The organism is Nostoc sp. (assembly GCF_036917755.1).
Lineage (GTDB): Bacteria > Cyanobacteriota > Cyanobacteriia > Cyanobacteriales > Nostocaceae > Nostoc.
Map to the genome: position 1 here is coordinate 26,264 of NZ_JBALFC010000118.1, position 20,238 is coordinate 46,501.

19 protein-coding genes and 1 pseudogene are annotated in these 20,238 nt (G+C 39.5%); 6 read left to right on the forward strand and 14 right to left on the reverse strand.

Annotated features, from left to right (window positions below; translation table 11 throughout):
* Positions 1-51: 51 nt before the first annotated feature.
* From V7L05_RS25880 to V7L05_RS25900, 5 genes are all read right to left on the reverse strand, one after another.
* Positions 52-519, reverse strand: coding sequence for a DUF29 domain-containing protein (locus V7L05_RS25880; protein WP_335168372.1), 468 nt, complete (start codon positions 517-519; stop codon positions 52-54).
* A 260-nt stretch (positions 520-779) separates the two neighbouring features.
* On the reverse strand, positions 780-1,199 hold the full coding sequence (locus V7L05_RS25885) for a DUF29 family protein (protein WP_335168373.1): 420 nt from the start codon (positions 1,197-1,199) through the stop codon (positions 780-782).
* A 341-nt stretch (positions 1,200-1,540) separates the two neighbouring features.
* Positions 1,541-1,690: a hypothetical protein gene (locus tag V7L05_RS25890; RefSeq protein WP_335168375.1), complete on the reverse strand. Its 150-nt coding sequence runs from the start codon at positions 1,688-1,690 to the stop codon at positions 1,541-1,543.
* Between the two features lie 159 nt (positions 1,691-1,849).
* Positions 1,850-2,278 (reverse strand): hypothetical protein, encoded by a 429-nt coding sequence (locus V7L05_RS25895; protein WP_335168377.1) that lies wholly within the window; start codon positions 2,276-2,278, stop codon positions 1,850-1,852.
* Positions 2,279-2,579: 301 nt separating this feature from the next.
* Positions 2,580-3,944: a glycosyltransferase family 4 protein gene (locus tag V7L05_RS25900; RefSeq protein WP_442937086.1), complete on the reverse strand. Its 1,365-nt coding sequence runs from the start codon at positions 3,942-3,944 to the stop codon at positions 2,580-2,582.
* Positions 3,945-5,015: 1,071 nt separating this feature from the next.
* Between V7L05_RS25900 and V7L05_RS25905 the strand changes: the two genes are divergently transcribed.
* Positions 5,016-7,196 (forward strand): GumC family protein, encoded by a 2,181-nt coding sequence (locus tag V7L05_RS25905; protein ID WP_335168379.1) that lies wholly within the window; start codon positions 5,016-5,018, stop codon positions 7,194-7,196.
* Between the two features lie 289 nt (positions 7,197-7,485).
* Positions 7,486-7,926, forward strand: a pseudogene (locus V7L05_RS25910) (DUF4058 family protein); the annotation flags it as partial.
* Between the two features lie 5 nt (positions 7,927-7,931).
* Here the strand turns inward: V7L05_RS25910 and V7L05_RS25915 are convergent.
* Complete coding sequence (locus V7L05_RS25915) at positions 7,932-8,588, reverse strand: Uma2 family endonuclease (protein ID WP_335168382.1); 657 nt, start codon at positions 8,586-8,588, stop codon at positions 7,932-7,934.
* A 135-nt stretch (positions 8,589-8,723) separates the two neighbouring features.
* Positions 8,724-9,050 carry a hypothetical protein gene (locus tag V7L05_RS25920; protein WP_335168384.1) on the reverse strand — a complete coding sequence of 109 codons (327 nt, stop codon included), beginning with the start codon at positions 9,048-9,050 and terminating at the stop codon, positions 8,724-8,726.
* A gap of 214 nt (positions 9,051-9,264) precedes the next feature.
* On the opposite strand from V7L05_RS25920, the gene V7L05_RS25925 reads away from it, so the two are divergent.
* Positions 9,265-9,552: a hypothetical protein gene (locus tag V7L05_RS25925; RefSeq protein WP_335168386.1), complete on the forward strand. Its 288-nt coding sequence runs from the start codon at positions 9,265-9,267 to the stop codon at positions 9,550-9,552.
* Between the two features lie 46 nt (positions 9,553-9,598).
* On the opposite strand, the gene V7L05_RS25930 is transcribed toward V7L05_RS25925, so the two are convergent.
* The 5 genes from V7L05_RS25930 to V7L05_RS25950 all read right to left on the reverse strand — a co-directional run bounded on the left by V7L05_RS25930 (position 9,599) and on the right by V7L05_RS25950 (position 15,875).
* Positions 9,599-10,273, reverse strand: coding sequence for a hypothetical protein (locus V7L05_RS25930; RefSeq protein ID WP_335168388.1), 675 nt, complete (start codon positions 10,271-10,273; stop codon positions 9,599-9,601).
* The gene (locus V7L05_RS25935; RefSeq protein WP_335168390.1) at positions 10,274-10,603 is read right to left on the reverse strand and encodes an MBL fold metallo-hydrolase; all 330 of its coding nucleotides are present in this window, start codon (positions 10,601-10,603) and stop codon (positions 10,274-10,276) included. It abuts the gene before it with no gap.
* The gene (locus V7L05_RS25940; RefSeq protein ID WP_335168392.1) at positions 10,596-11,303 is read right to left on the reverse strand and encodes a hypothetical protein; all 708 of its coding nucleotides are present in this window, start codon (positions 11,301-11,303) and stop codon (positions 10,596-10,598) included. The genes V7L05_RS25935 and V7L05_RS25940 overlap by 8 nt, the downstream gene beginning before the upstream one ends.
* 5 nt (positions 11,304-11,308) lie before the next feature.
* Complete coding sequence (locus tag V7L05_RS25945) at positions 11,309-13,360, reverse strand: sensor histidine kinase (RefSeq protein ID WP_335168393.1); 2,052 nt, start codon at positions 13,358-13,360, stop codon at positions 11,309-11,311.
* Between the two features lie 466 nt (positions 13,361-13,826).
* Positions 13,827-15,875, reverse strand: a complete 2,049-nt coding sequence (locus V7L05_RS25950; protein WP_335168395.1) for an elongation factor G — start codon at positions 15,873-15,875, stop codon at positions 13,827-13,829.
* A 264-nt stretch (positions 15,876-16,139) separates the two neighbouring features.
* On the opposite strand from V7L05_RS25950, the gene V7L05_RS25955 reads away from it, so the two are divergent.
* From V7L05_RS25955 to V7L05_RS25965, 3 genes are all read left to right on the forward strand, one after another.
* Positions 16,140-17,063, forward strand: a complete 924-nt coding sequence (locus tag V7L05_RS25955; protein ID WP_335168397.1) for a tetratricopeptide repeat protein — start codon at positions 16,140-16,142, stop codon at positions 17,061-17,063.
* A gap of 89 nt (positions 17,064-17,152) precedes the next feature.
* Complete coding sequence (locus V7L05_RS25960; protein WP_334943317.1) at positions 17,153-17,701, forward strand: phosphate-starvation-inducible PsiE family protein; 549 nt, start codon at positions 17,153-17,155, stop codon at positions 17,699-17,701.
* Between the two features lie 318 nt (positions 17,702-18,019).
* A complete protein-coding gene (locus tag V7L05_RS25965; protein WP_335168399.1) occupies positions 18,020-18,265 on the forward strand; it encodes a hypothetical protein in 246 nt (81 codons plus the stop codon).
* Between the two features lie 67 nt (positions 18,266-18,332).
* On the opposite strand, the gene V7L05_RS25970 is transcribed toward V7L05_RS25965, so the two are convergent.
* A complete protein-coding gene (locus tag V7L05_RS25970; protein WP_335168401.1) occupies positions 18,333-19,157 on the reverse strand; it encodes an Rpn family recombination-promoting nuclease/putative transposase in 825 nt (274 codons plus the stop codon).
* A gap of 126 nt (positions 19,158-19,283) precedes the next feature.
* A complete protein-coding gene (locus V7L05_RS25975) occupies positions 19,284-20,204 on the reverse strand; it encodes a methylenetetrahydrofolate reductase (RefSeq protein ID WP_335168403.1) in 921 nt (306 codons plus the stop codon).
* Positions 20,205-20,238: the final 34 nt, after the last annotated feature.

Consider the following 20,238-nt stretch of genomic DNA (forward strand, 5'->3'; position numbering starts at 1 on the left):
TCTACATATTCATATTGAAACTTTATGATGAAAAACTTATCTAAATTACAGTCAAGTACAAGTTTTTGGTAACCAATTTTCGTCTAATACCTGTTCTAAACTGGCAATAGGACTCATTGGGAAAGTATCGATAGAGAGTGCTGTTACATCAGCTACAATTTCTCTCGCATCCTGATAACATTCTTCAAATATATCTTCTAAATAAGGTCTAAGACTAGGACTTACTTTCAGCAACTTTTTGATTTGTTTACGGAAGGCTCGAATCTCTCCTTTCCAGTGATTGGAATTATCCTGATATTCTGATTTCCAATATCCTATCTTGAGCAGATGTTCAAGGAGTCGGCTTAATAAGCTCTCTAAAGCTCGCTTTTGACTCCCACTCAAGTCTTTGATCTCCTCAATCAAATTTTCCCAGTCTATTGTCTCAAATTGCTTCAATTGTAATTGCTGGACAGTTGTCTCGACCCAAAGGCAAAAGTCTTGGTTGTATAATTTCTCAGTTGTGGATTGGGTTAGCATAACTTTTCCTTTTCCCCTTAGTCACTGTCTTGTTTCAGTATAGTGCTTTAACCGAGTACCGTGGGTTTAAGTCCCCCGGTTCAATAACCCGTAAGTTTTGGGTCGGGGTCTAAATCCCCGTCACAAAACTTAATTTGAACCCCACCCTCTCCCCGCTCTTCCAGAGGGGGCTATGATGTACCTCATTTGATTAGGAAACGCTATATCAATTTCACGCCCTAATAATAAAATTTTTTACCTCCAAATGACCAAATGATCAATTAGCAAATTAGACTAAGGGCTTTACTTTTAATTTGGCATTCTTCAATCTTTTCCTTGAGTTCATTATCTGTATATATACCTTCCAAAGCTTCTAATGCTGCTTTTTTAAGCGCTGTATCAAAGGCATCAGTTAAAATTTCCTTTAATTCTTCTTCATTGGCATAACATCCACCTGATTTTCTCCGTTTGTTAACCCTTTTAATTTCTTTGCTGGCATTATAAATAGAAAACTCCCAAGAACGGGTACTGCGTTTTTCAGCTTCTTGCTTAATTAAATGCAACAACAAAATTACCGCATAGCTATAAATCTTATTTAATTTATCTTCCCTTGACATTTCTTCAAGTTCATCTACAACTTCTAGAGCTTTCTCATATTGTTTTTCTTCAATAAGTTGACGTAACAATAATAGTTCTTCCATAATCGACTGTTTTTTTAAACTGACTAATACCTATTTTAATCCAAGCAACGTTTTATTCATTATCAGTTGAGTTGAGGGTTCATTCTTTATCAATTGCTCTCTCAAAATCATCTGTAGTATTACACAAAAACTGATGATTCAAAATTTCTTCTATTTTATAAGCGCAATTTTCACCAAAATTAGCTAAGGTTATTCCTATTTCTGCTGATGCCTCCCGACGAGCAGCTTACTACTTGTATTTTATAAGAGCGATCGCCCCATTCCAAGTATTGCGATCGCACGTCAGTTTTGACTAATGCGATCGCTTGCCTTCGGGATGCTCCTTCGCATTTATGAATGATTTAGGATTGCGATAGTTTAGCCTCCACCATCATTTGCACAACCTGCTTCATCTTGTATTTCGCTTGCCATCCCAGCTTGTCCTTCGCCTTAACTGGATTTCCTTTACCCACTGCTAAATAGTGCGTTGCGGGGGTTCCCACGGCAGTCACTCATGGGGGAAACCCCCAAGATCGCGCTGCCTCCCCGTTGTAGCAACTGGCGTAAGAGGTTGGGGGTTAGGTCTTCATTAGACCTTTAAATCACATCTGCAAAGGACTACTCATAATTATTGATTGAAGATTAATATAACAAAATGGCAATAATAACACTTAACTCACAAACTGGAAACCTTTAAGACCTTGATAACCAATATATCTGGCACTCTTACGGGTAAACTCCCCAACAGAAGGGTTCCCCAGAGCATCAATTACTCCGCTTACTTGTTGCCATAGTTCTTGTGGTGCTAGCGAAATTTCATAACTGCGATCGCCACACTTATGAATATGATACCAAGTTGTTTGCTGACACTCGTCACACCAAAAAGCTTCTAACCATTCCCCTTCTATAGCCACTGCGCTTTGGTTAGCTACTAACATCAATGCATTCCGCCGACTTATCCCTCGTTCCTGTAATTGACCTGCTTGGTCAGCAAACATTTTATATTTCTGACTGACGCTATCGATATAGCAGCTATGAATGGGGCAATAAATAGCCCGTCGCTGGGAACGTTTCCGATTTCGGTCACACCTTTTCTGCAATTTCACCTCCTGTATAGACAACAACTATGAGCAAGGAAGGCTATGTTGGAGGGACTGAGATCAATAAGACCATCGAAGCCCAACTCCTAAAAAAGTACTCCAAAAATATTCAATTAACAAAAACGGTTTAGTTTAAGTTCCCCGGTTCAATAAAAAAGCAAGTATGTAAGTCTTGTTCTGTCTTACAAAGTTGCTCCTCTTGGAGAGACCCCAAGACCGCAATGCAGCGCTAAATCCCCGTTACAAAACTCTACTTCCGACTTCCGACTTCCGACTTCCGACTTATTTAATTCCAATATACTTACTTTAGATCGCTTTGATATCTGGCTATTATCTGATCAGACAATAGTGCCTGCTGCAAAACATCTAAGTATTGTTGAGAGATAACTTTCGGTGTAAAGTGCGACGATCGCAAATACTGGCGACCTGCTTTGCCCATTAGTTCTCCTATTTGTGGATCTCGATTCAGAAAGCGAATAAATTGCGCTAGACCTTGACCATCTCCATTATCAAATGTCCCACCACAGTTGGCTTCAGCCATTAGTTCTCTGAGATATGAAGTCTGTGAGCAAATTACTGCTATTGGTCGCCCAGAGGCTAAAGCCGAATAAAATTTGCTGGGAACAACTAAACCCTCTGTAGTTGCATCCACACTCACTAATGATAGATCGCAAGCTGTTAAAGAATAGGGTAACACTTGCTGATCTTGATAAGGTAAAAACGTAAAATTGTTCAGCCCTAATCGATTTACTTCCGTGATTAAATCTTCTCGTTTGGCACCACCACCAATGCAGACAAACTGAATTGGCTCATCTTGTAGTTGCTTTGCAGCTTCTAACATGGTGTCGATGTCATGGCAGCGACCCATATTGCCAGAATAGAGGACGCTAAATTTGTTAACTAAATTATACTTCCAAGCAAACCAGTTTTCTCGCTTGGCAATCGGCACGATCGCTTCTGGATTAGCCCAACTGTGAATTATAGAAATCTTATCAGCTACTTCGGGACAATGCGCTAATACCTGTTCTTTCATCACCGGACTAAGTACTATAATCCCCTTGGCTTTTAGCCAAACCTGTTTGTTGATCCCACGCCACAAGCGTACTAGCCAGTGACGCTTGGAAATTACGCCTAGTGCGATCGCAATATCAGGGTATAGATCGTAGAGTACACACACATAGGGCAATCGGAACAATAAATAAGCCAGATATCCGATAACTGGCAAAAATGGAGGAGCTGTAGTTATTAGTAATATATTGTTGCGACGCCAAGCTCTCAGCAGATAGAGCATAGCACGTAAAGTATATAGTATTCCATTAACAGCTTTACCACGAATTCTTCCCGTCCAGATTTGGGCAGTGCGCGATCGCTGAATTCTGATTTGATCAGCCCATTCAACTGCTGGGGCCGTATCAGAGCTAAACGCATATCCTGGCTGACTTGTAAAGACTTCAACCTCCACCCCTTGCTTCCCTAACTGTTTCACTAGTTCTTCAATCAACTGCCCTGTAGCAGCATAATCTGGGGGAAAAAATTGGGTTAGTACAGATAATTTAATTGATTTTTGAGTTTTTACAGAAGGTTTATTCCTTGCATCTAACTCAGTGGAAATCGATGGCAATAATTGTTGATTAATCCATTGATTAAGTTCATTAAGTCTCATCATCTATGTTCCTAGTCTAGAGTAGAAAAAGGCTTGTTTATTCTCTCAATGTTTGAAAGATTCAAGCTATGTATTAAAGTTTCCCTAAGCGGAACGAGTTAAAGCAAAAAGCCTAATCTCTCTTTAGGACTGAGATGCTTTACCAAGAAAGAATAAAGGCATCAGTTGTCAGAACAAAGCCCAGTCGACGAGCTTCTGAATAAAGGGGTTTAAGACCTCCACTAAATATGCAGATTTAGTGGTCAACAATAAAGTGGTGGTCACTGAGCTTTTGCCTGCCCTAAGCTTGTCGAAGGGTCGAAGTGCGGGTTTGAGTCCCCCACTGACAGCGCCACGCTATCTCATGTCCATGAGCGTCTTCATTCTGACTCCTGACTTTTGAATTCTTCTTGGAACACTACGCATCCTGTGGCAAGGCTTTTCTACGAAAAGCTACTTAAACTAGAACAATAATGATACAAAGCTCACTGTTCAAACATCCTTAAAGGAATTTTAAAGATATCATCATTGAGTTTTATTTTTTACGTGTAACATCTGTTACGCCCCACCTTATCATGTTTCAATTATGAAGACCGAAACTTCATCAAAACTTTACATTACAAAAGATATACTAGCAAAATATTTATTTTATAAATATTTTTAGTACTTACGCACTGTCTCAATTAATTAGTATTTATATACTATATTTAACGAAAATAGGGCGTTTCAGGCTTTTCTTAATCATCCTTTGATGAGTCGCCGAGGCATAGCCCAACCCCGTTATTGCTGAAAAAGCGTCGAAAAATCAAGTTTTAATACCTGAAACTCCTGTTTGATATTTGGTATTTTTTGTCAATGCTTGAGTTCTGTTGTTATACTTTGAGCAAGCAAATACCAAGTAAGTACTGAAGGTTATACTTTTTACTTCCTTTATTACGTGCTGCACTCCATAAAAAATGCAGAGCTTTCATTAAAGAGAATATCAAGTAAGTATTATCTCCAGTATATATTAGTACTTAAATCCAAGATACTTAACTGAAAGTTTCAGAAGCCTTTTTACTGCTCCCGTTCAGTGCATTACCAACTATTAAACACATGATAGAGAATTATCCTTCTCAAAATTCAAGTTCTAATGGCAGTCATAACTCTGTGCCTCCATTTCCTCAAAATCAACCTGTTCGCTGGGCTGAAGAACAAGAAGAAGAATGGAGCCTTCAAGAATTTATAAGTATTTTACGGCGACGATCGCTACTCATGACAAGTGTAACGATTGCTTTAATGACACTTGTAGTGATTAACTTGGTGGTAAAGGAGAAGCCCCCAGAATATGAAGGCAGTTTTCAACTGTTAGTAGAACCTCTATATAAGGACCCCACAGTTGTGGATGTTATCAAAGACTTGAACTCAGATAAGTCTAGTAGTCTAGATTATGAAAGCCAAATTTGGGTTCTTAAGAGTCCTGAACTGATGAAAAGTACTATTAAACAGTTGCAAGCATCCTATCCAGAAATCAACTATGATTCTCTTATAAAATCTCTGAAGATTAATCGGTTAGTAGAAACCAAGATTATAGAAGTTCGTTATCAAAGTAGCAATCCAAAGCAAACTCAAGTTGTACTAGATCGAATAGCACGAAATTACTTAAACTATAGTCAAGAAAGGAGGCAAGCCCAGTTACGTCGGGGGGTTGAGTTTATTGAAAAAAAACTGCCATCTATCCAAAATCGGGTCGATCAGATCCAACAAGAATTGCAACTTTTTCGACAAAAGTATAATTTTAATGACCCAGAAACCCAAATAATGCAAATTGCTTTACAAACTACTGAATTCTCTCGACAAAAACAAGCAATTGATCTACAGTTAGGCCAAGTTCGTGCTAATTTTGCTATCCTACAAGGAAGAAATGGAGCAACAACAATTCTGAATAATGCTCCTTTATACCAACAGTTGATTGCTCAAATACGCCAATTTGATCTTCTGATTGCTACAGAATCAACTCGTTTGCAAGAAGAGAATCCTAGCATGCAAACATTGAAAGATAGACGAGCTAGTCTTTTACCTTTGCTACGTCAAGAGTCAGAGCGCTTATTGGGTGTAAGCTTTGCCGAACTAGCGACACAGCTTCAGACCTTAGAAGTACAAAGCCAAGAACTTGCCAAAATAGAACGGAAATTTGCACAACAAAGCAACCAACTGCCAGTTTTAATACGAAAGTACATTGAATTACAGCGCAAATTACAAATTGCTGGTGAAAGTTTAAATCGGTTTCTATCAACCCAGGAAAATCTCCAAATTCAAATATCCCAATCGGATATTGGCTGGCAATTACTTCAAATACCAACTACCTTAGATATTCCTATTGATCCTTTTTCTACCCAACGCAATTTTATACTGGGATTGGTTGCAAGCATCCTCTTAGCAATTGGTATTGTCTTACTTGTAGAAAAGCTAGATAATACCTACCATACTATTGATGAACTGAAAAAAAAGCTCAAACAACCATTGTTAGGAAATATTCCTTTTGAAAAGGAAATTGATACTAAGAAAAACCGCAATTTTAATCAAATAATTCCCTTAACAAATATACAAAATTGTTCTTCTCCCTTAATTGCTGGGTTAGCTGTTTTACCAAATCAAAATTATGGTGACTCTTCTACCAGGTTTTCAGAAGCCCTGCGGGTACTTCATACAAATATTCAACTACTCAGTTCCGATCGCCCGATTCGCTCCATAGTTATGAGTTCAGCTATGCCTAGTGACGGAAAGTCTACGGTTGCCCTCCATCTAGCTCAAATAGCTACAACAATGGGACAACGAGTCCTACTTGTAGATGCTGATCTTCGTAAACCCACAATTCACGACCTATCAGGTTTAAATAATCTATGGGGATTAAGCAATTTAATTTCTACAAACTTGCCAGTGGGAGAAGTAATACAACAACTACCTTCCATGACGCAATTATCTGTAATCACCTCTGGACCAATACCACCCGACCCTACAAAGTTGCTCTCATCTCAAAAAATGAAGGAACTAATGACAGATTTACATAACAGTTTTGACCTAGTGATTTATGATGTCCCTCCTTTGGTGGGATTAGCCGATGCTAGCCTGATAGTACCCCACACTGATGGGCTTTTGATAGTAGTCAGGATTCAAAAAACAAATTCCTCAATGCTAAAAGCAGCTTTAGATAACCTGAAAATTTCTCGGTTGAATATATTAGGCATAGTTGGTAATGGTCAGAAAAGTACCAACAATAGTTATTATTATTATTAGGAGATAAATAGTCGCATCAGAGGATAAGCACGGTGTTTGCGGCGCTGTGGGCTTTTCCTCCGGGGCTTTCAAACTCCCATCTGTTTCTTGTAATGTATACATCATGTACAATTTAATATTGTGTCGAGATTGTGTCGAGCAAAATTCGCAAGCAAATTTATATTGAACCACGTCAAGAGCATCTGTTAAAGGCGATGTCTACGACGGGCTACGCCTATGCCCAGCAGGTGGGTGTAAGTTAAACCAGATTGCTAGGATCAGCATTAAGAATCTGCAATCAGCCAAGCTTATGCCTTCACCATTTCCAGGGATGAACCCCTATCTAGAAAATCCTGAACTGTGGCCGAAATTTCACAGTCGATTAATTATTGCGATCGCAGATGCAATTGCTCCTCAACTGCGACCGAAATATCGAGTGGCGGTTGAGAAAGGGGTATATCAAATGATAGATGAAAATTCTATTCTAGTTGGTATTCCTGATGTGGTTGTAGGAAGTTCTTTAACAAACACAGAAAAAGAACCGTCTAATATTGCAGTAGCCGCATCGCCTACAAAACCGATAACTGTCAACGTTCCCATTCTAGAGGAAGTGCGAGAAGGATACCTTGAAGTTCGGGAAGTGGGAACAGGAGAAATTGTAACAGTGATTGAGATTCTGTCCCCAAAAAATAAGCGGACTGGGGAAGGAAGAAAGACATACGAAAGTAAACCTCAGCAAGTATTAGGTAGCTGGGATTACGTTAAGTTTGGGTTGATTTGTTTTCTTAGCCATTGACGAAATCCTCTCAGCGTTGGACTTCTACCTAAAGTTCGGCTCTGTTCGACAAACCGGGGAATTACTTCATCAATAGGAAAGTTAGGAAAAGTAGGGCTAGTTTCAGATTTAATATATTTGCCATTCCGAAGAATATTAATTTCTAGCTTGCCATCTTCATATCGCCACAGTTCAGGAACTCCTAATGCTTCGTAAGCATCTAGTTGAGTTTTGGAAGTAACATCAACTTCAATTGCTAAATCAGGTGGCGGATCAATTGTCAAGTCTATTCGCTCTTTACCAATCATTTGAGCATAATTTTGAATGTAGAAAGAGTCATCAGGCTCTACACCAAAAGCCATATCTTCACGTTTGAAAGTGGTTGAGCCAAATGTTTCACAGTCAATTTCTAACTCCTCCAGCAGAATTTTTACCAAATCCCCAATGATGACTTTGGCTTTCTCATGCTTCGGTAACGGCATTCTCATCTCCAAAGTTCCGTGGCTGTAAGCCAATCGAGCGGCTCGATGATCGCCAAGTTCTTCTAAAATTGCCTCAAATTCTTGCCAGCTAACATCGTGGAGTATTACTCTATGTCCCGGCGGAACACTTAATTGTCTTAATTGAAGTGTTACCATCACTAATTACTTCAATCTACGACTAGGTTTATAAAAGCAGGTATGAAGTTATCGTAGCAGTAAAGGATAAAAATGTTAGCCAATCTTTAATTCTTTTTGAACGTGCTTTTGAAATTCAAGCAAGCCTTGCTCGTTTCAACGTTGTTTAAATGCTTTTATACGTTCTAGTCTATATGCAGTTCCACCCATTGGAAAGTGAATTTTTGGCTCGAAGAATTCGTCAGTACTTGGGGGATTATCCCAATTATCAGTTATCCAAACAACTTCAACATAGCGATAAATATTAAATTCATTTTCAGCATTTGTTTGAACATAACTAAATTGACTATCAAGTATTTTAACGATGTGAGTCACTCTACCAAGCTGTCTTAAAAGAATTAGTTCACCTTCTGTTGGCTTATTGACGTTTTTTTCGTCTTGGTTATTTTTGTTTCGCCAATTTAATTCAAAAGTATTACTCACTTTATCGTAAGCCCATCTTCCTTGTTTTGTTGGATAGAAAGGTTTGATATTTTTTGTTCAGTTTAGTTTTGTAATATCCATAGTTTTTTAGATTTACCTCAATCATGTTATTTGTATTTTAATAAAGTTTATCCTATAGGTTGCATTAGTAAATACACTTAATTTTTTCTATTTACTAAGTTCTTTAATCCAGTGGAAAGAACCAACGCCGAGAGTGAGCGATCGCACCTGTGTACTTGATCGCAGTGCGACAAAGTTAGGAGTACCCGAATACGATTTAGGAGTACCCGAATACGATTTTGGAGTACCCGAATACGATGTTGGAGTACCCAAATACGATGTTGGAGTACCCGAATATGATGTTGGAGTACCTAAATACAATGTTGGAGTACCTAAATACAATGTTGGAGTACCCGAATACGATTTTGGAGTAGTTCAACATGACTTGCAATCGCAAGAGATTAGGATTACTTCACTCCGCGATCGCTGCCGTTGCACATAGCTTGCTTCCCCGAAGGAGTACACCAGTTAGCTTTATTTGCGCCGACCTACTTATCTGGTTTGACGATAGATAAAAACTTTCGACATATTGGGCTAGCTACTTGACTAACAATAAATTCTTTATGTAAAGCCATCTCAGCATAACTTGTCCTGCTACCATCTATTTTAATAGTAATAGTTCCTCCACAACAGCTATTACTATTAAGCCCTCTGGCAGGAAGTTTAGTTAAATGTGTAGGCTTTGATCTAGGAAGAGCAGCAGCACATTGTTGGGATAATTGAGTGCATAAAATATGAGCATCTGGAACTGAATAAATAATACCCTCTACTATTTCTGTGCGGGGATTATTAAAACGATTCCGATCAATTGAGAATATTATTAACTTTGGTTGGATAAAAGTACAAAATTGCTGGGCAAATATTTTAGGATCTGCACTCCCTGGTCTTCCACCATGATGAGGAAAAACAAGTATGTCAGCACTCAAACTCTTTTGATCTTGAATCAAATTATCAAAGCCTACATTATCAATATCTGCTGCTAATATAGCCACTCTGTGAGAATCGTGAACTATACCAATAACGGCTGATATTGAGTTAGAAGTTAATCGCCTTCCTTGTAAATCTGTTCCTCCAGCACCACCTAAATTTAATTCAGGTGTTGGTGCAAGGATTTCTATATTAACTGAACCAATGTTCAAACTTCCCGTTTTTGTTGTTGTCAATTATGATGAAACCTTAGTTCCAAAACGTTGGCGCGCGTCTTTTAAAGCAATACGTAAATCTAACCAAATTGCACTTTTCTTAATTGCATCAGGGTTTATATGTACGTTGTGAATTTTGATATCTTCATTTGAGAGTAAGTCAATTATACCTCCAATATGATCTGCATCAGAATGGGAAATGAGGATATGTAAAATTTCTTTAATAGATAGATGCTCAAGAATTTCTGCCAAAGTACCCCCAGGTGGACAGTCAATAACCATCGCATCATTTGCATCTCTGATTAACGCACAATTTCCATGTCCAACATCTAAAATAATCAATTCAGGCAAGTCCATCATCTTCATCGGGTTCAGGTGCTAATTCAAATTTTTCAAAATATAGGTCATCAGATTTTTCTGCTCCTGTGTTTACGTGAGCAAATAAACGGATATCTGGTTTTAATATAATTCCAATATTCTCTGGAATCAGAGAAGCTGGAAAACGAACAGCCTTATGGGGATTCCAACCTGGAACAAATGCATCTACAACACGTTCACCAGATTCTTCATCAATATTAGTAATCCTAACTATCGTTCTACGAGGTTTTCTAGTACTCGGTATTTTACCAGAAAGTTCTAAAGTACAATCTTGTATTCCCTTAGCAATGCTTGAAGCATCGGCTTCTTCTCGACTTAGTAGTACAGGTATTTTGTGTCTCCATTTTCTAATCGAAAAAGCTGTATCCATTTCTGTATACTGAGTTATTAACAATGATGGGAATTTAAAATCGTATAGATTTGCAACTAATTCTGCTCCATAAAAGTTAGCAAATCCAGAATTGCTCAATCGGTGATCACACACAGCACCTTGAGCATTTTCTCTAATAAGTGATACCAAGTCACTGACATTGTGAAAGTGTCTATGTCTATTGTCTAATACAAATGTTTGATACCCTGCTTCTTCTACTTCCCAAGCTGTTACCTCAGCTAGATTTTTATCATCATCAATTATCGCTATTTTTATATCATTAAAAACTTGTGTCATACTCATAAAACTTACTCTCTAATAAGTGTTAATTCTACAATAAATTCTGCTCCACCTAATTCACCCTTTGCAATTGCATCTACCGAGCCTCCCATATCAGTTACAGAATCTCTCACAATTGTCAATCCTAAACCTGTACCACCTTCCCTAGTGGTTTTACCAGGTAGCCAAATTTCGTCTATTTTGATATTATGAATTCCTGAACCATTGTCTAAAAATTTAATTTTTAAATTCCTTCCTTCAATTTCAGTTCTGATAATTACTTTACGTTCTTTTATACGTCCACCTTCAACATTAAAAGCATTTATAGCATTTGTTAAAAGATTTGTAATAATTGCTTCTAGCAAAGCCTCGCTTCCATAAATGCAAGGTTTAGTATCAACTTTTTCTTTAATAACTTGAATTTCACCTTCATCAAAAAAACTTTGAAAAAGTTCGAGAATATCATCAATAACACTATGGACATCTACAACACCTGCACGACGTTTTTCTCGTTTCAACAGATGCAGCGGAAAATTAGAAAAGTGTAGTAATGACTTACTTACTTGATAAAGCTTTCTAACTGGTTCTCCGAAATATTGTTCATACTTTTCTCCCAGAATTTCTTTACCCTTTTTTTCTATTCTGTTAGCTATTTTTGCAATTGAAGTCACTGGTTTAGCAGATTCATGAGCGAAAACTGCTGCGGTTGTTCCGGCTGTAGCCAGACTACGATACAACTGAAGGTCTTCACGTAATACCTTGGTTTCACGTTCTGTTACAGTTTCGTATTGCTGAACAGCTTCTAAGACTTTAGGACGAGATTCTTGAGGAACTTCTGCTTCAATAACTTCTTCAATTCTGGCTTTAGCTTCTGTAAGATCACGAGGAACTTGTTTCTTAATCCTTTGTCTTTGCGTTTCAGTGACTTTAAGCCTTTCTTTCGCCATCCATTCCAACACATCAATTGCGAAGCGTTTTAACTCTAAAAAAGCTTCATTTTCAATAAAACCAAGCCGATCAGTTTTTTGAACTAACATATCGTCAGGGTCATTAACAATTACTCTACCAATAACTGTTTTTGTTGAAGGACGAACCTCTGGATTTCTTGCTCGTGCATAATTTAAGTTCAACCAATCATCGTCCGAATCTCCATAGGGTTTTACCCGTAAACCTCGATGGTAGAGACGAACATTCCCTGCTTGAGCAAGCCATTCTCTAACTTGTGTGAAAGAAACAGAAGTCTTTCTAGCTGAGAAGCTTTGAGGATTTAGAAAGAATACCCACAGTTCAAATTCTGTTCGAGGTGTTTTGTAAAGCTCTTGAGAAATATCACTATGTTTTGCATGAAAAATTACGTTCTTCTGCCAGTCCAGCAAACTGGCTTCAGCAATCCCAAGTTCATTTATACTAGCTTGCAAATGATATTCGGCATCATCAAAGTAAGCATTGTTTACTTGTTTTTCAATTTCCGAAAATTCTGGGGCAATAAGTTTAAGGCTAAAACCTACATGATTGTCAAATGGATCTGCTAGCAGTAAAAGTTCCCTAGCTAGTCTTTGGATATCACGTTTATTAAATATATTTTTAAGATTGCTGACGATAATATCAGTTCCATACCCTTTATCTGTGATACTTTTTTGAACATCAAAAGCAACATCTTCTACTACATCAGCTTCCTTAAAATCATCCCAATTAATCGTTAAAGAATATTCAACTTCTGGTTCATGTTTAGGTCTAGTTTTTAAGAATACTTGAGAACCCATCTGTAGAGCCGCTAACCTACCTAATCCTTTATTACCTACAGGTAAGCGACCTAACTGAGTAACTTCACGGATAGCTTTTTTCGAGCGGCCTAGCACCAGCCATCCCTCGCTAATGGCATCTTTATCCATACCAACACCGTTATCTGAAATAATAATCAAGCCACCTATGGCGCTAGTTTTAATAAGTTCTACTGTGCATTCAGTAGCATCAGCATCATAAGAGTTCTTAACCAATTCGATGATTCCTTGGTCTGGATTTGGAATGAGTTCTTCTCCCAGCCTTTGCAGAATTTTGGGTGAAAACTTAAAATGCATCATTGTTTAGCTACAATCTCGATAATTTCTACTTGATTAATTTAATTCGCTATTATTTAGCGAAAAAGTCTAGTCTTATCTAAGGCCAATAACTCAGTAAGGATAAACAGTTGACATAGTGCAGTAAGCCATAGAGACTATTTAGCCTTGATTATCTACCTAAATTTTAAATCTTCCGCTTTAGCCTAGCAAACAAGACTCTATCTTTGAGCGATCGCTAATATTCACCTCGACGCGGCGTCTTCCACTTTAGCCTAGCAAACAAGACCCGATCTTTAAGCGATCGCTAATATTCGCCTCGACGCAAGGACGCGCAGAGTTTTTTTGATAAGTGATTAAGCGGACATGATATTAATCCCTGCTTATGAATCGCAAACACTACAAAAGAAGAAAAATCTGCATAAAATCAAGGACACCTCTTGTGGGTGTCCTTAAATATAAACTCAATGGATTCCCAACAAATCCCAAACTACTTGCCGTTGCTGTTAGCACCATTACCATTACTTTGAATCACACGTTCAGCAAGTTTTTCTGGCACCTCCTGAAGATGGTCATATTCCCAATGGAATGAACCAACGCCAAGAGTGAGCGATCGCAGCTCTACAATAAAGTTTTGCATCTCTGCTTGTGGCAAGTATGCAGAGACATTATCCCAGCCTTGCCAATCGTTTCTGCCTTCATAGCCTAAAATTTGTCCCCGTCTACCACTCAACAGTTGCAGCACTTTCGAGGTAAATTCGCTAGGTGTGGTAACATCCACCCGCAGAATTGGTTCTAACAGCGTAGGTTCCGCTTGGGGTATCCCCGTTTGCATTGCTAATCGGGCAGCTTGCTTAAAGGCTTGTTCGGAACTATCAACGTTGTGATACGAACCATTAGTCAGAGTTACCGCCAAATCCACTATTGGAAAGCCCAAAGGCCCATGTGTCAGAAATTCCCGCACCCCCATTTCTACCCCAGGAATGTACTGTTTAGGAACCACGCCGCCGACAATAGTTTCATTAAAGTTAAAGCCTGTACCACGTGGTAAAGGCTTAATTTCCAGAAAAACATCACCAAATTGTCCATGACCACCGCTTTGATGCTTGTAGCGCCCATGAACTGAAGCCACTGTTTTGCGGATGGTTTCTTTATAAGGCACTTGCGGTGAGTGGGTTGTCATCGGCAAGTTATATTTGCGGCGCAGTCTGTCGAGGGTGACTTGCAAATGAATTTCGCCTTGACCCCACAGAATTACTTCGTGAGTATCGCCGTGTTGTTCCCAAGCAAGTGAGGAATCTTCTTCTAACAACTTGGTAATGGCACTACTGAGTTTAACTTCATCGTTACGCTTTTCTGGTGTAATGGCCAGAGCATACACAGGTTCCAACTGTGCAGCTTTGGGTAATTTTATTGCCGACTGCTGTTCTATAGAGATTGTATCGCCTGTTTTGACTCCTTCTAAACGGCTCAATGCGACAATTTCACCAGCACTAACTTGGTTAACGAACTGCTGTTGTTGTCCCATCAGGCGGTAAATTCCACCAGTGCGAATGCCATTCAGGACAATACCATCAGTTAATTTGCCCCGCCAAACACGCACCAGAGAGAGTTTGCCACCTTGGGGAGTGTAGTAAGTTTTTAATACCTGCGCTAGAGGTGTATCACCTTTTAAGTTTTTTAAACGACGTTCTGCTGTGGTTTCTGGTTCGGGGGCTTCCCGTAACAAGGCTTCTAATAGAGGTCTAACACCATAATCTTGTTCTGCCACACCAAAGAAAACGGGCACTACTAAATCTGCCCCTAATTCCATTTTTAAATCTTTGAGGATTTCCTCTTGGGGTGGTTCGATGTCTTCTAAAAGTTCTTCGAGTAAATGGTCGTCAAAATTTGCTAAGGCTTCGAGCATTTCTGCCCGTGCTGTACGTTCTTCTTCTTTTAAACTTTCAGGGAAGGGGATGGGGTCAGCAGGTGCGCCTGGATGATATTGATATGCCTGTTCGCTCACCATATCAATAAAGCCGGTGAGTTGTTCCCCGTTCATGATCGGATATTGATGCGCTACCAAAGGACGGCTAGATACTGCTTTCAGGGCATGTAACGTTTCCAAAACGTGAATATTTGCCCGATCCATTTTGTTGACGAAGACGAGGTGGGGAATTTCCCAATCGTCTAGAAATTTAAATAGAGGGGCAAGGGTGAGAACGCGATCGCGTATGGGTTCGCAAACTACAATTGCCGCATCCACTCCGATTAAAGCATTGTACGTTTCTTGGGCAAATTCTACACTTCCTGGACAGTCAATAAAAGTGAAGCGAATGTCGTTATACTCAGTGCTAGCGGCGCTGACTTCTACACTCATCTGGCGATCGCGCGACTCAGCAGCACTATCTCCCACTGTATTGCTGTCTTTAACACTCCCTTTGCGGGAAATTGCCCCTGTGACAAATAACAAGCTTTCTAGTAAAGTGGTTTTTCCACTTAAATAAGGCCCGACAATTGCAACATTCCGCGAACCCGATTTTACTTTTTCGTTCATAAAACCTCCCTTGCGGTAAGTCTTTCGTAACCGCACTATTCTGTATATACCAGGGATAAAAAATGGTTCTCTGGAGTCAAAATTACCCCTTCTTTAATTCGTTATTATCCTCCCTTTAATCGAAACTTAAAAAAATTGTAGCCTGTCGTAAGATTTAGCTTAAGAAAAGTTAAGTATCACAAACTTTCATGCCAAATAAAAAATTTTTGTAAAAAAGTCCTTATGAAGTAAATTTAACTGAAAGTGTTGCGAGTCAGAAAATCAATGGGATTATCATTCTCTAAATATCGCATAGCAGGGTTAGTAAGTTTGACTTTGTTGGTTGTGAGTATTTCCTCGCCCTCTCTTTCTCTATCTCCTCCTATCGCCTCAAGGCTGGCACAATCTAATGCTAAAACTGCCTTAGACTGGTTAAACCAAGGTTTACAGGCAATTCAGGCGGGAAAAGTACAAGATGCGATCGCGGCCTTTAAAAAAGCAGCCCAATTAGATCCGACATTGGCACCAGCGCACTATAATTTAGGGCTAGCATTCCGACAAACGGGAAAATTACAACCCTCTGCGGACGCATTTTATCGAGCAACGCAAGCCGATCCTAAATTTGCTCCAGCTTTTGCTAATTTAGGTGGTGCGTTGTTAGAAGGCAATAATTTACAGTTAGCTAACGATTATTTGCAACGAGCGTTAGAACTCGATCCCAAACTAGGATTTGCCCACTATAACTTGGGGTTGGTACGAGAACAGCAACGAGATTGTGAGCGAGCGATCGCATCTTTTAAAAAAGCCATAGAATATAGCAAAAATGCACCAGAGCCTTCTTATCATATGGGGATGTGTTATCTCCAACAAGGTAAAGTAGATCAAGCAAAAGATGCCTTTCGTAAGGCAGTAAAAATTAATCCAAAGTATCCAGAAGCTTACTATAATCTCGGTTCAATTTGGTTTATCCAACACAAATTAGAGGAGTCCTTAGAGGCTTTTAGAAAATCCGCAGAAGCTAACTCGAACTATCCCAACGCTTATTATGGTGCAGGCTTAGTTTTTATCCAGTTACAGCAATATCCAAATGCAGTACAAGTATTGCAATTTGCTAGAGATTTATACAATACTCAGGGTAATCCTCAGTGGGCAAAAAATGCCGAGCAATTGTTGCAACAAGCACAAAATTTAAATTACCAACCTCGCTGAGGCGCAAAATCTTAATATTGCATAACATAAAAGTATTGGGTTGACTCGCTGGTGTTGTCTGAACTAGTCCAGATTGGAATTAAACGTACATGCAAAAGCGCCTAAAGAGTCGATTTTTATTTAGCGATCGCTGGCTTGATCGGCACTCAATTGTTCGCAACATGGAAGCCTTCCAAGACTTAATTGTGATTGTCTTGTGTTTGGGATTGTTCGCCGTCATGCTGATCCAATTGTGGGGGATAGCTATTGCCATCACGCAGCCACTAGACTATAAACATGTGACTGCAAAAATACTATTTGTGTTGATTTTAGTCGAGTTATTCCGACTATTAATGGTCTATTTGCAAGAACATAGTATCTCTGTGGGAGTGGCAGTTGAGGTAACAATTGTATCTCTACTGCGAGAGATAGTAGTTCACGGAGCGCTGGAAATTTATTGGGTTAATACACTGGCAATTTGTGGATTGTTGTTTGTTCTGGGTGGACTACTTGTGGTGTGTGCTAAGACGCCACACATGGATTGTATGAGCGCTAACACTAAGGTTTGTCCGGTTGCGTATAGAGGAGGTAGGGAACGGCAAAATGAGTTGGAATTACAGTATTCACGTCAATGTGATGAGAATCAACCGCTTGGATAAATTCTTATGAAAATGGGGAGTGGGAGAGACGCGATTAATCGCGTCTCTACTGGGGAGTGTGAAAAAGTATTTTCCTACTCTCCACTCTTTTGTTTGAGGCTGCATCAGGAACTTTGATGCATCTAAAATCGTTCGACTGACTTGTACTGAGCGTTGTCGTTGGCGCAGCCTCTCCTAGAGAAGTAACGCTCACGACAAGTCTAAAATCTAAAATCACAAAGTACTTCCGACGTATTTAAATATACTCTTTTTGGGAGATGAATCGCTCTTTAAGGGTGAGTATAAAGTTAATTAGAAATCCTAAAAGAGGTTCAACTAATGACTACAAATACAGGTAACGGAGAGTCTCAAGAACCAATTAGCAACTTGGAGTATGATTTTGTCACCGTGTTGCACAACAAGGCTGAAGCCATTAAAGCTTACGATACCTACATCAAAGATGCAGAACAAGTAGGTTCTCAGCCTTGTGTAGAGTTGTTCCAGAAATTGCGCCAATCGGATCTTGAGCAAGCACAAGAGGTTCGCCGCCATCTACAAGAAGTGCTGCAACACGGTAAGATGTAACCCAAGTTTTTAAGTGCGTAGGCGCTACGCACTTGTTGATTACATTAGACGCAAGCAACGCCCACTATCAGCTAGACTGATTCTGGGCTGCTTGTTGTACTTGCGCCACTGTTAAATCGAGAGCCAACGCTACTTGTTGCACACTCAACCCCAATGCCAACAACCGGGGAATAGCTTCTAACTTAGCTTCCTGCCGACCTTCCTGCCGACCTTCCTGCCGACCTTCTTCTAAGCCGTCTTCCTTGATTGATTGATACATCCTTGTCTTTTTGAATTCGTCGTCTATACCCAACATTTCTGCTAACTCCTCTCGGCTTAACCGGGTAAATTTGTACAACAGAATAGTCTCTATCAATTCTACAATTTGCTTGGTGGTAGCTTCATCTGCCAGTTGTTGCCTTGCTTGTAAAATCAATTCTCTACCTTTGTCAACGGCTGTTTCTTCTCTTTCGATAATTAATTTAACGATCGCAACTTGCAGTGAGTTCTCCCCCGTATCTAATTCATCTAGATAAATGCGTTGTACTTGTGAACTGTCTAGTAGCAACTCATACGGTAGGCGATCGCTTGGATCTAAACTTCGTTGTGGATAGATGACAACAGCACGCCAAAAATTCACTGATTCGTTTTGACGCAAGTAAAGGAAGATTTCGGCAAAGAAGCGTCTATAAAAAGTCGAGTCTAATTGAAACTGGACTTCAACAAAGTAGAGTGGTTGGTTTGTGGTTTCACTTGTGGGGATAAATACCCCATCAATCCTAAAAGCAGTTTGTTTTACTTCGAGTGAAACAAATTCATAGGCGTTGACATTGATAGTCGTATCGCCAATTATTGCAAAAAATATGCTAGGGAAAGCTTGAAATAAGCTATAAAAAATTTTGTCAGTTTGCACCTGGATTTAGTCAAGCAAAAATTGGATATTCAAAGTTTCTCAAAAATAGTGTATCGCATCTGATTCAGCATTAAAAAAAGCAGATGATCACAAACATCTGCTTTAAGAAAAGATTCGTTGTCTCCGTTACTTGGATACCAACTGATTAACTGGAGCAATCCCAGCCAAATCCAAAATCGGCGCGATCGCATCTTCACGTTTCACGGCCATCATATGCACACCCTGACATAATTGCCGCGCTATTTGCACTTGTTCGGCGGCAATTTTTATCCCTTCCTCAAAAGGGTCTTTGGCTTTTGCCAATCTATCAATAATATGTTGGGGAATATTTACACCCGGAACACACCTATTAATAAACTGAGCATTTTTTGCCGACTTCAACAGAAAAATTCCTGCCAGAATCGGTTTTTTATAGCCAGCAGCAATTGTGTCCATGAACTTTTCTAGCCGCTCAAAATCGGTAATTAACTGACTTTGAAAAAACTGCGCTCCGGCTTCGATTTTGCGTTCAAATCGACTTTGCAAACCCGACCAACTCTGACATTGCGGATCTACTGCTGCGCCAACAAATAAATCTAAGGCTCCATCAGTCAAAGGTTTCTCGTTGTAATCAACACCTTGATTCATCTTCCTAATTAGTTGCAGCAGTCGCACAGCTTCTAGGTCAAACACAGCTTTGGCATCTGGATGATCGCCTGCTTTTACTGAGTCGCCAGTCAAAGCTAAAATGTTATGTATGCCCAAAGCATGAGCGCCCATCAAATCAGCTTGTAAACCAATGCGATTGCGATCGCGGCAAGCAATTTGACAAATCGGCTCTATACCGTTTTGTAACAAAATCACTGACGCCATTAACGAAGACATCCGTAACACGGCGCGGCTACCATCAGTAACATTGACAGCATGAACCCTTCCCTTAAGAGTCGCCGCCATTTGAATCATGTGCGCTGGATCTCCCCCTTTTGGCGGTGCTACCTCAGCAGTGACTAGAAATTCACCTGCTTGTACAGCTCTACGAAAAGCTGTGTGGCTATGGGTGTGATGCATAAAATTAAGAATTTCAATTTCTTAAATGGTATAG

Excerpts from the sequence above, each read along its gene's own strand:
- V7L05_RS25885 (WP_335168373.1), bottom strand. The coding sequence starts at position 1,199 with ATGGAAGAACTATTATTGTTACGTCAACTTATTGAAGAAAAACAATAT.
- V7L05_RS25940 (WP_335168392.1), bottom strand. The coding sequence starts at position 11,303 with ATGAGTATGACACAAGTTTTTAATGATATAAAAATAGCGATAATTGAT.
- V7L05_RS25880 (WP_335168372.1), bottom strand. The coding sequence starts at position 519 with ATGCTAACCCAATCCACAACTGAGAAATTATACAACCAAGACTTTTGC.
- V7L05_RS25905 (WP_335168379.1), top strand. The coding sequence starts at position 5,016 with ATGATAGAGAATTATCCTTCTCAAAATTCAAGTTCTAATGGCAGTCAT.
- V7L05_RS25915 (WP_335168382.1), bottom strand. The coding sequence starts at position 8,588 with ATGGTAACACTTCAATTAAGACAATTAAGTGTTCCGCCGGGACATAGA.
- V7L05_RS25900 (WP_442937086.1), bottom strand. The coding sequence starts at position 3,944 with ATGATGAGACTTAATGAACTTAATCAATGGATTAATCAACAATTATTG.
- V7L05_RS25945 (WP_335168393.1), bottom strand. The coding sequence starts at position 13,360 with ATGATGCATTTTAAGTTTTCACCCAAAATTCTGCAAAGGCTGGGAGAA.
- V7L05_RS25950 (WP_335168395.1), bottom strand. The coding sequence starts at position 15,875 with ATGAACGAAAAAGTAAAATCGGGTTCGCGGAATGTTGCAATTGTCGGG.
- V7L05_RS25975 (WP_335168403.1), bottom strand. The coding sequence starts at position 20,204 with ATGCATCACACCCATAGCCACACAGCTTTTCGTAGAGCTGTACAAGCA.
- V7L05_RS25960 (WP_334943317.1), top strand. The coding sequence starts at position 17,153 with ATGCAAAAGCGCCTAAAGAGTCGATTTTTATTTAGCGATCGCTGGCTT.
- V7L05_RS25965 (WP_335168399.1), top strand. The coding sequence starts at position 18,020 with ATGACTACAAATACAGGTAACGGAGAGTCTCAAGAACCAATTAGCAAC.
- V7L05_RS25955 (WP_335168397.1), top strand. The coding sequence starts at position 16,140 with ATGGGATTATCATTCTCTAAATATCGCATAGCAGGGTTAGTAAGTTTG.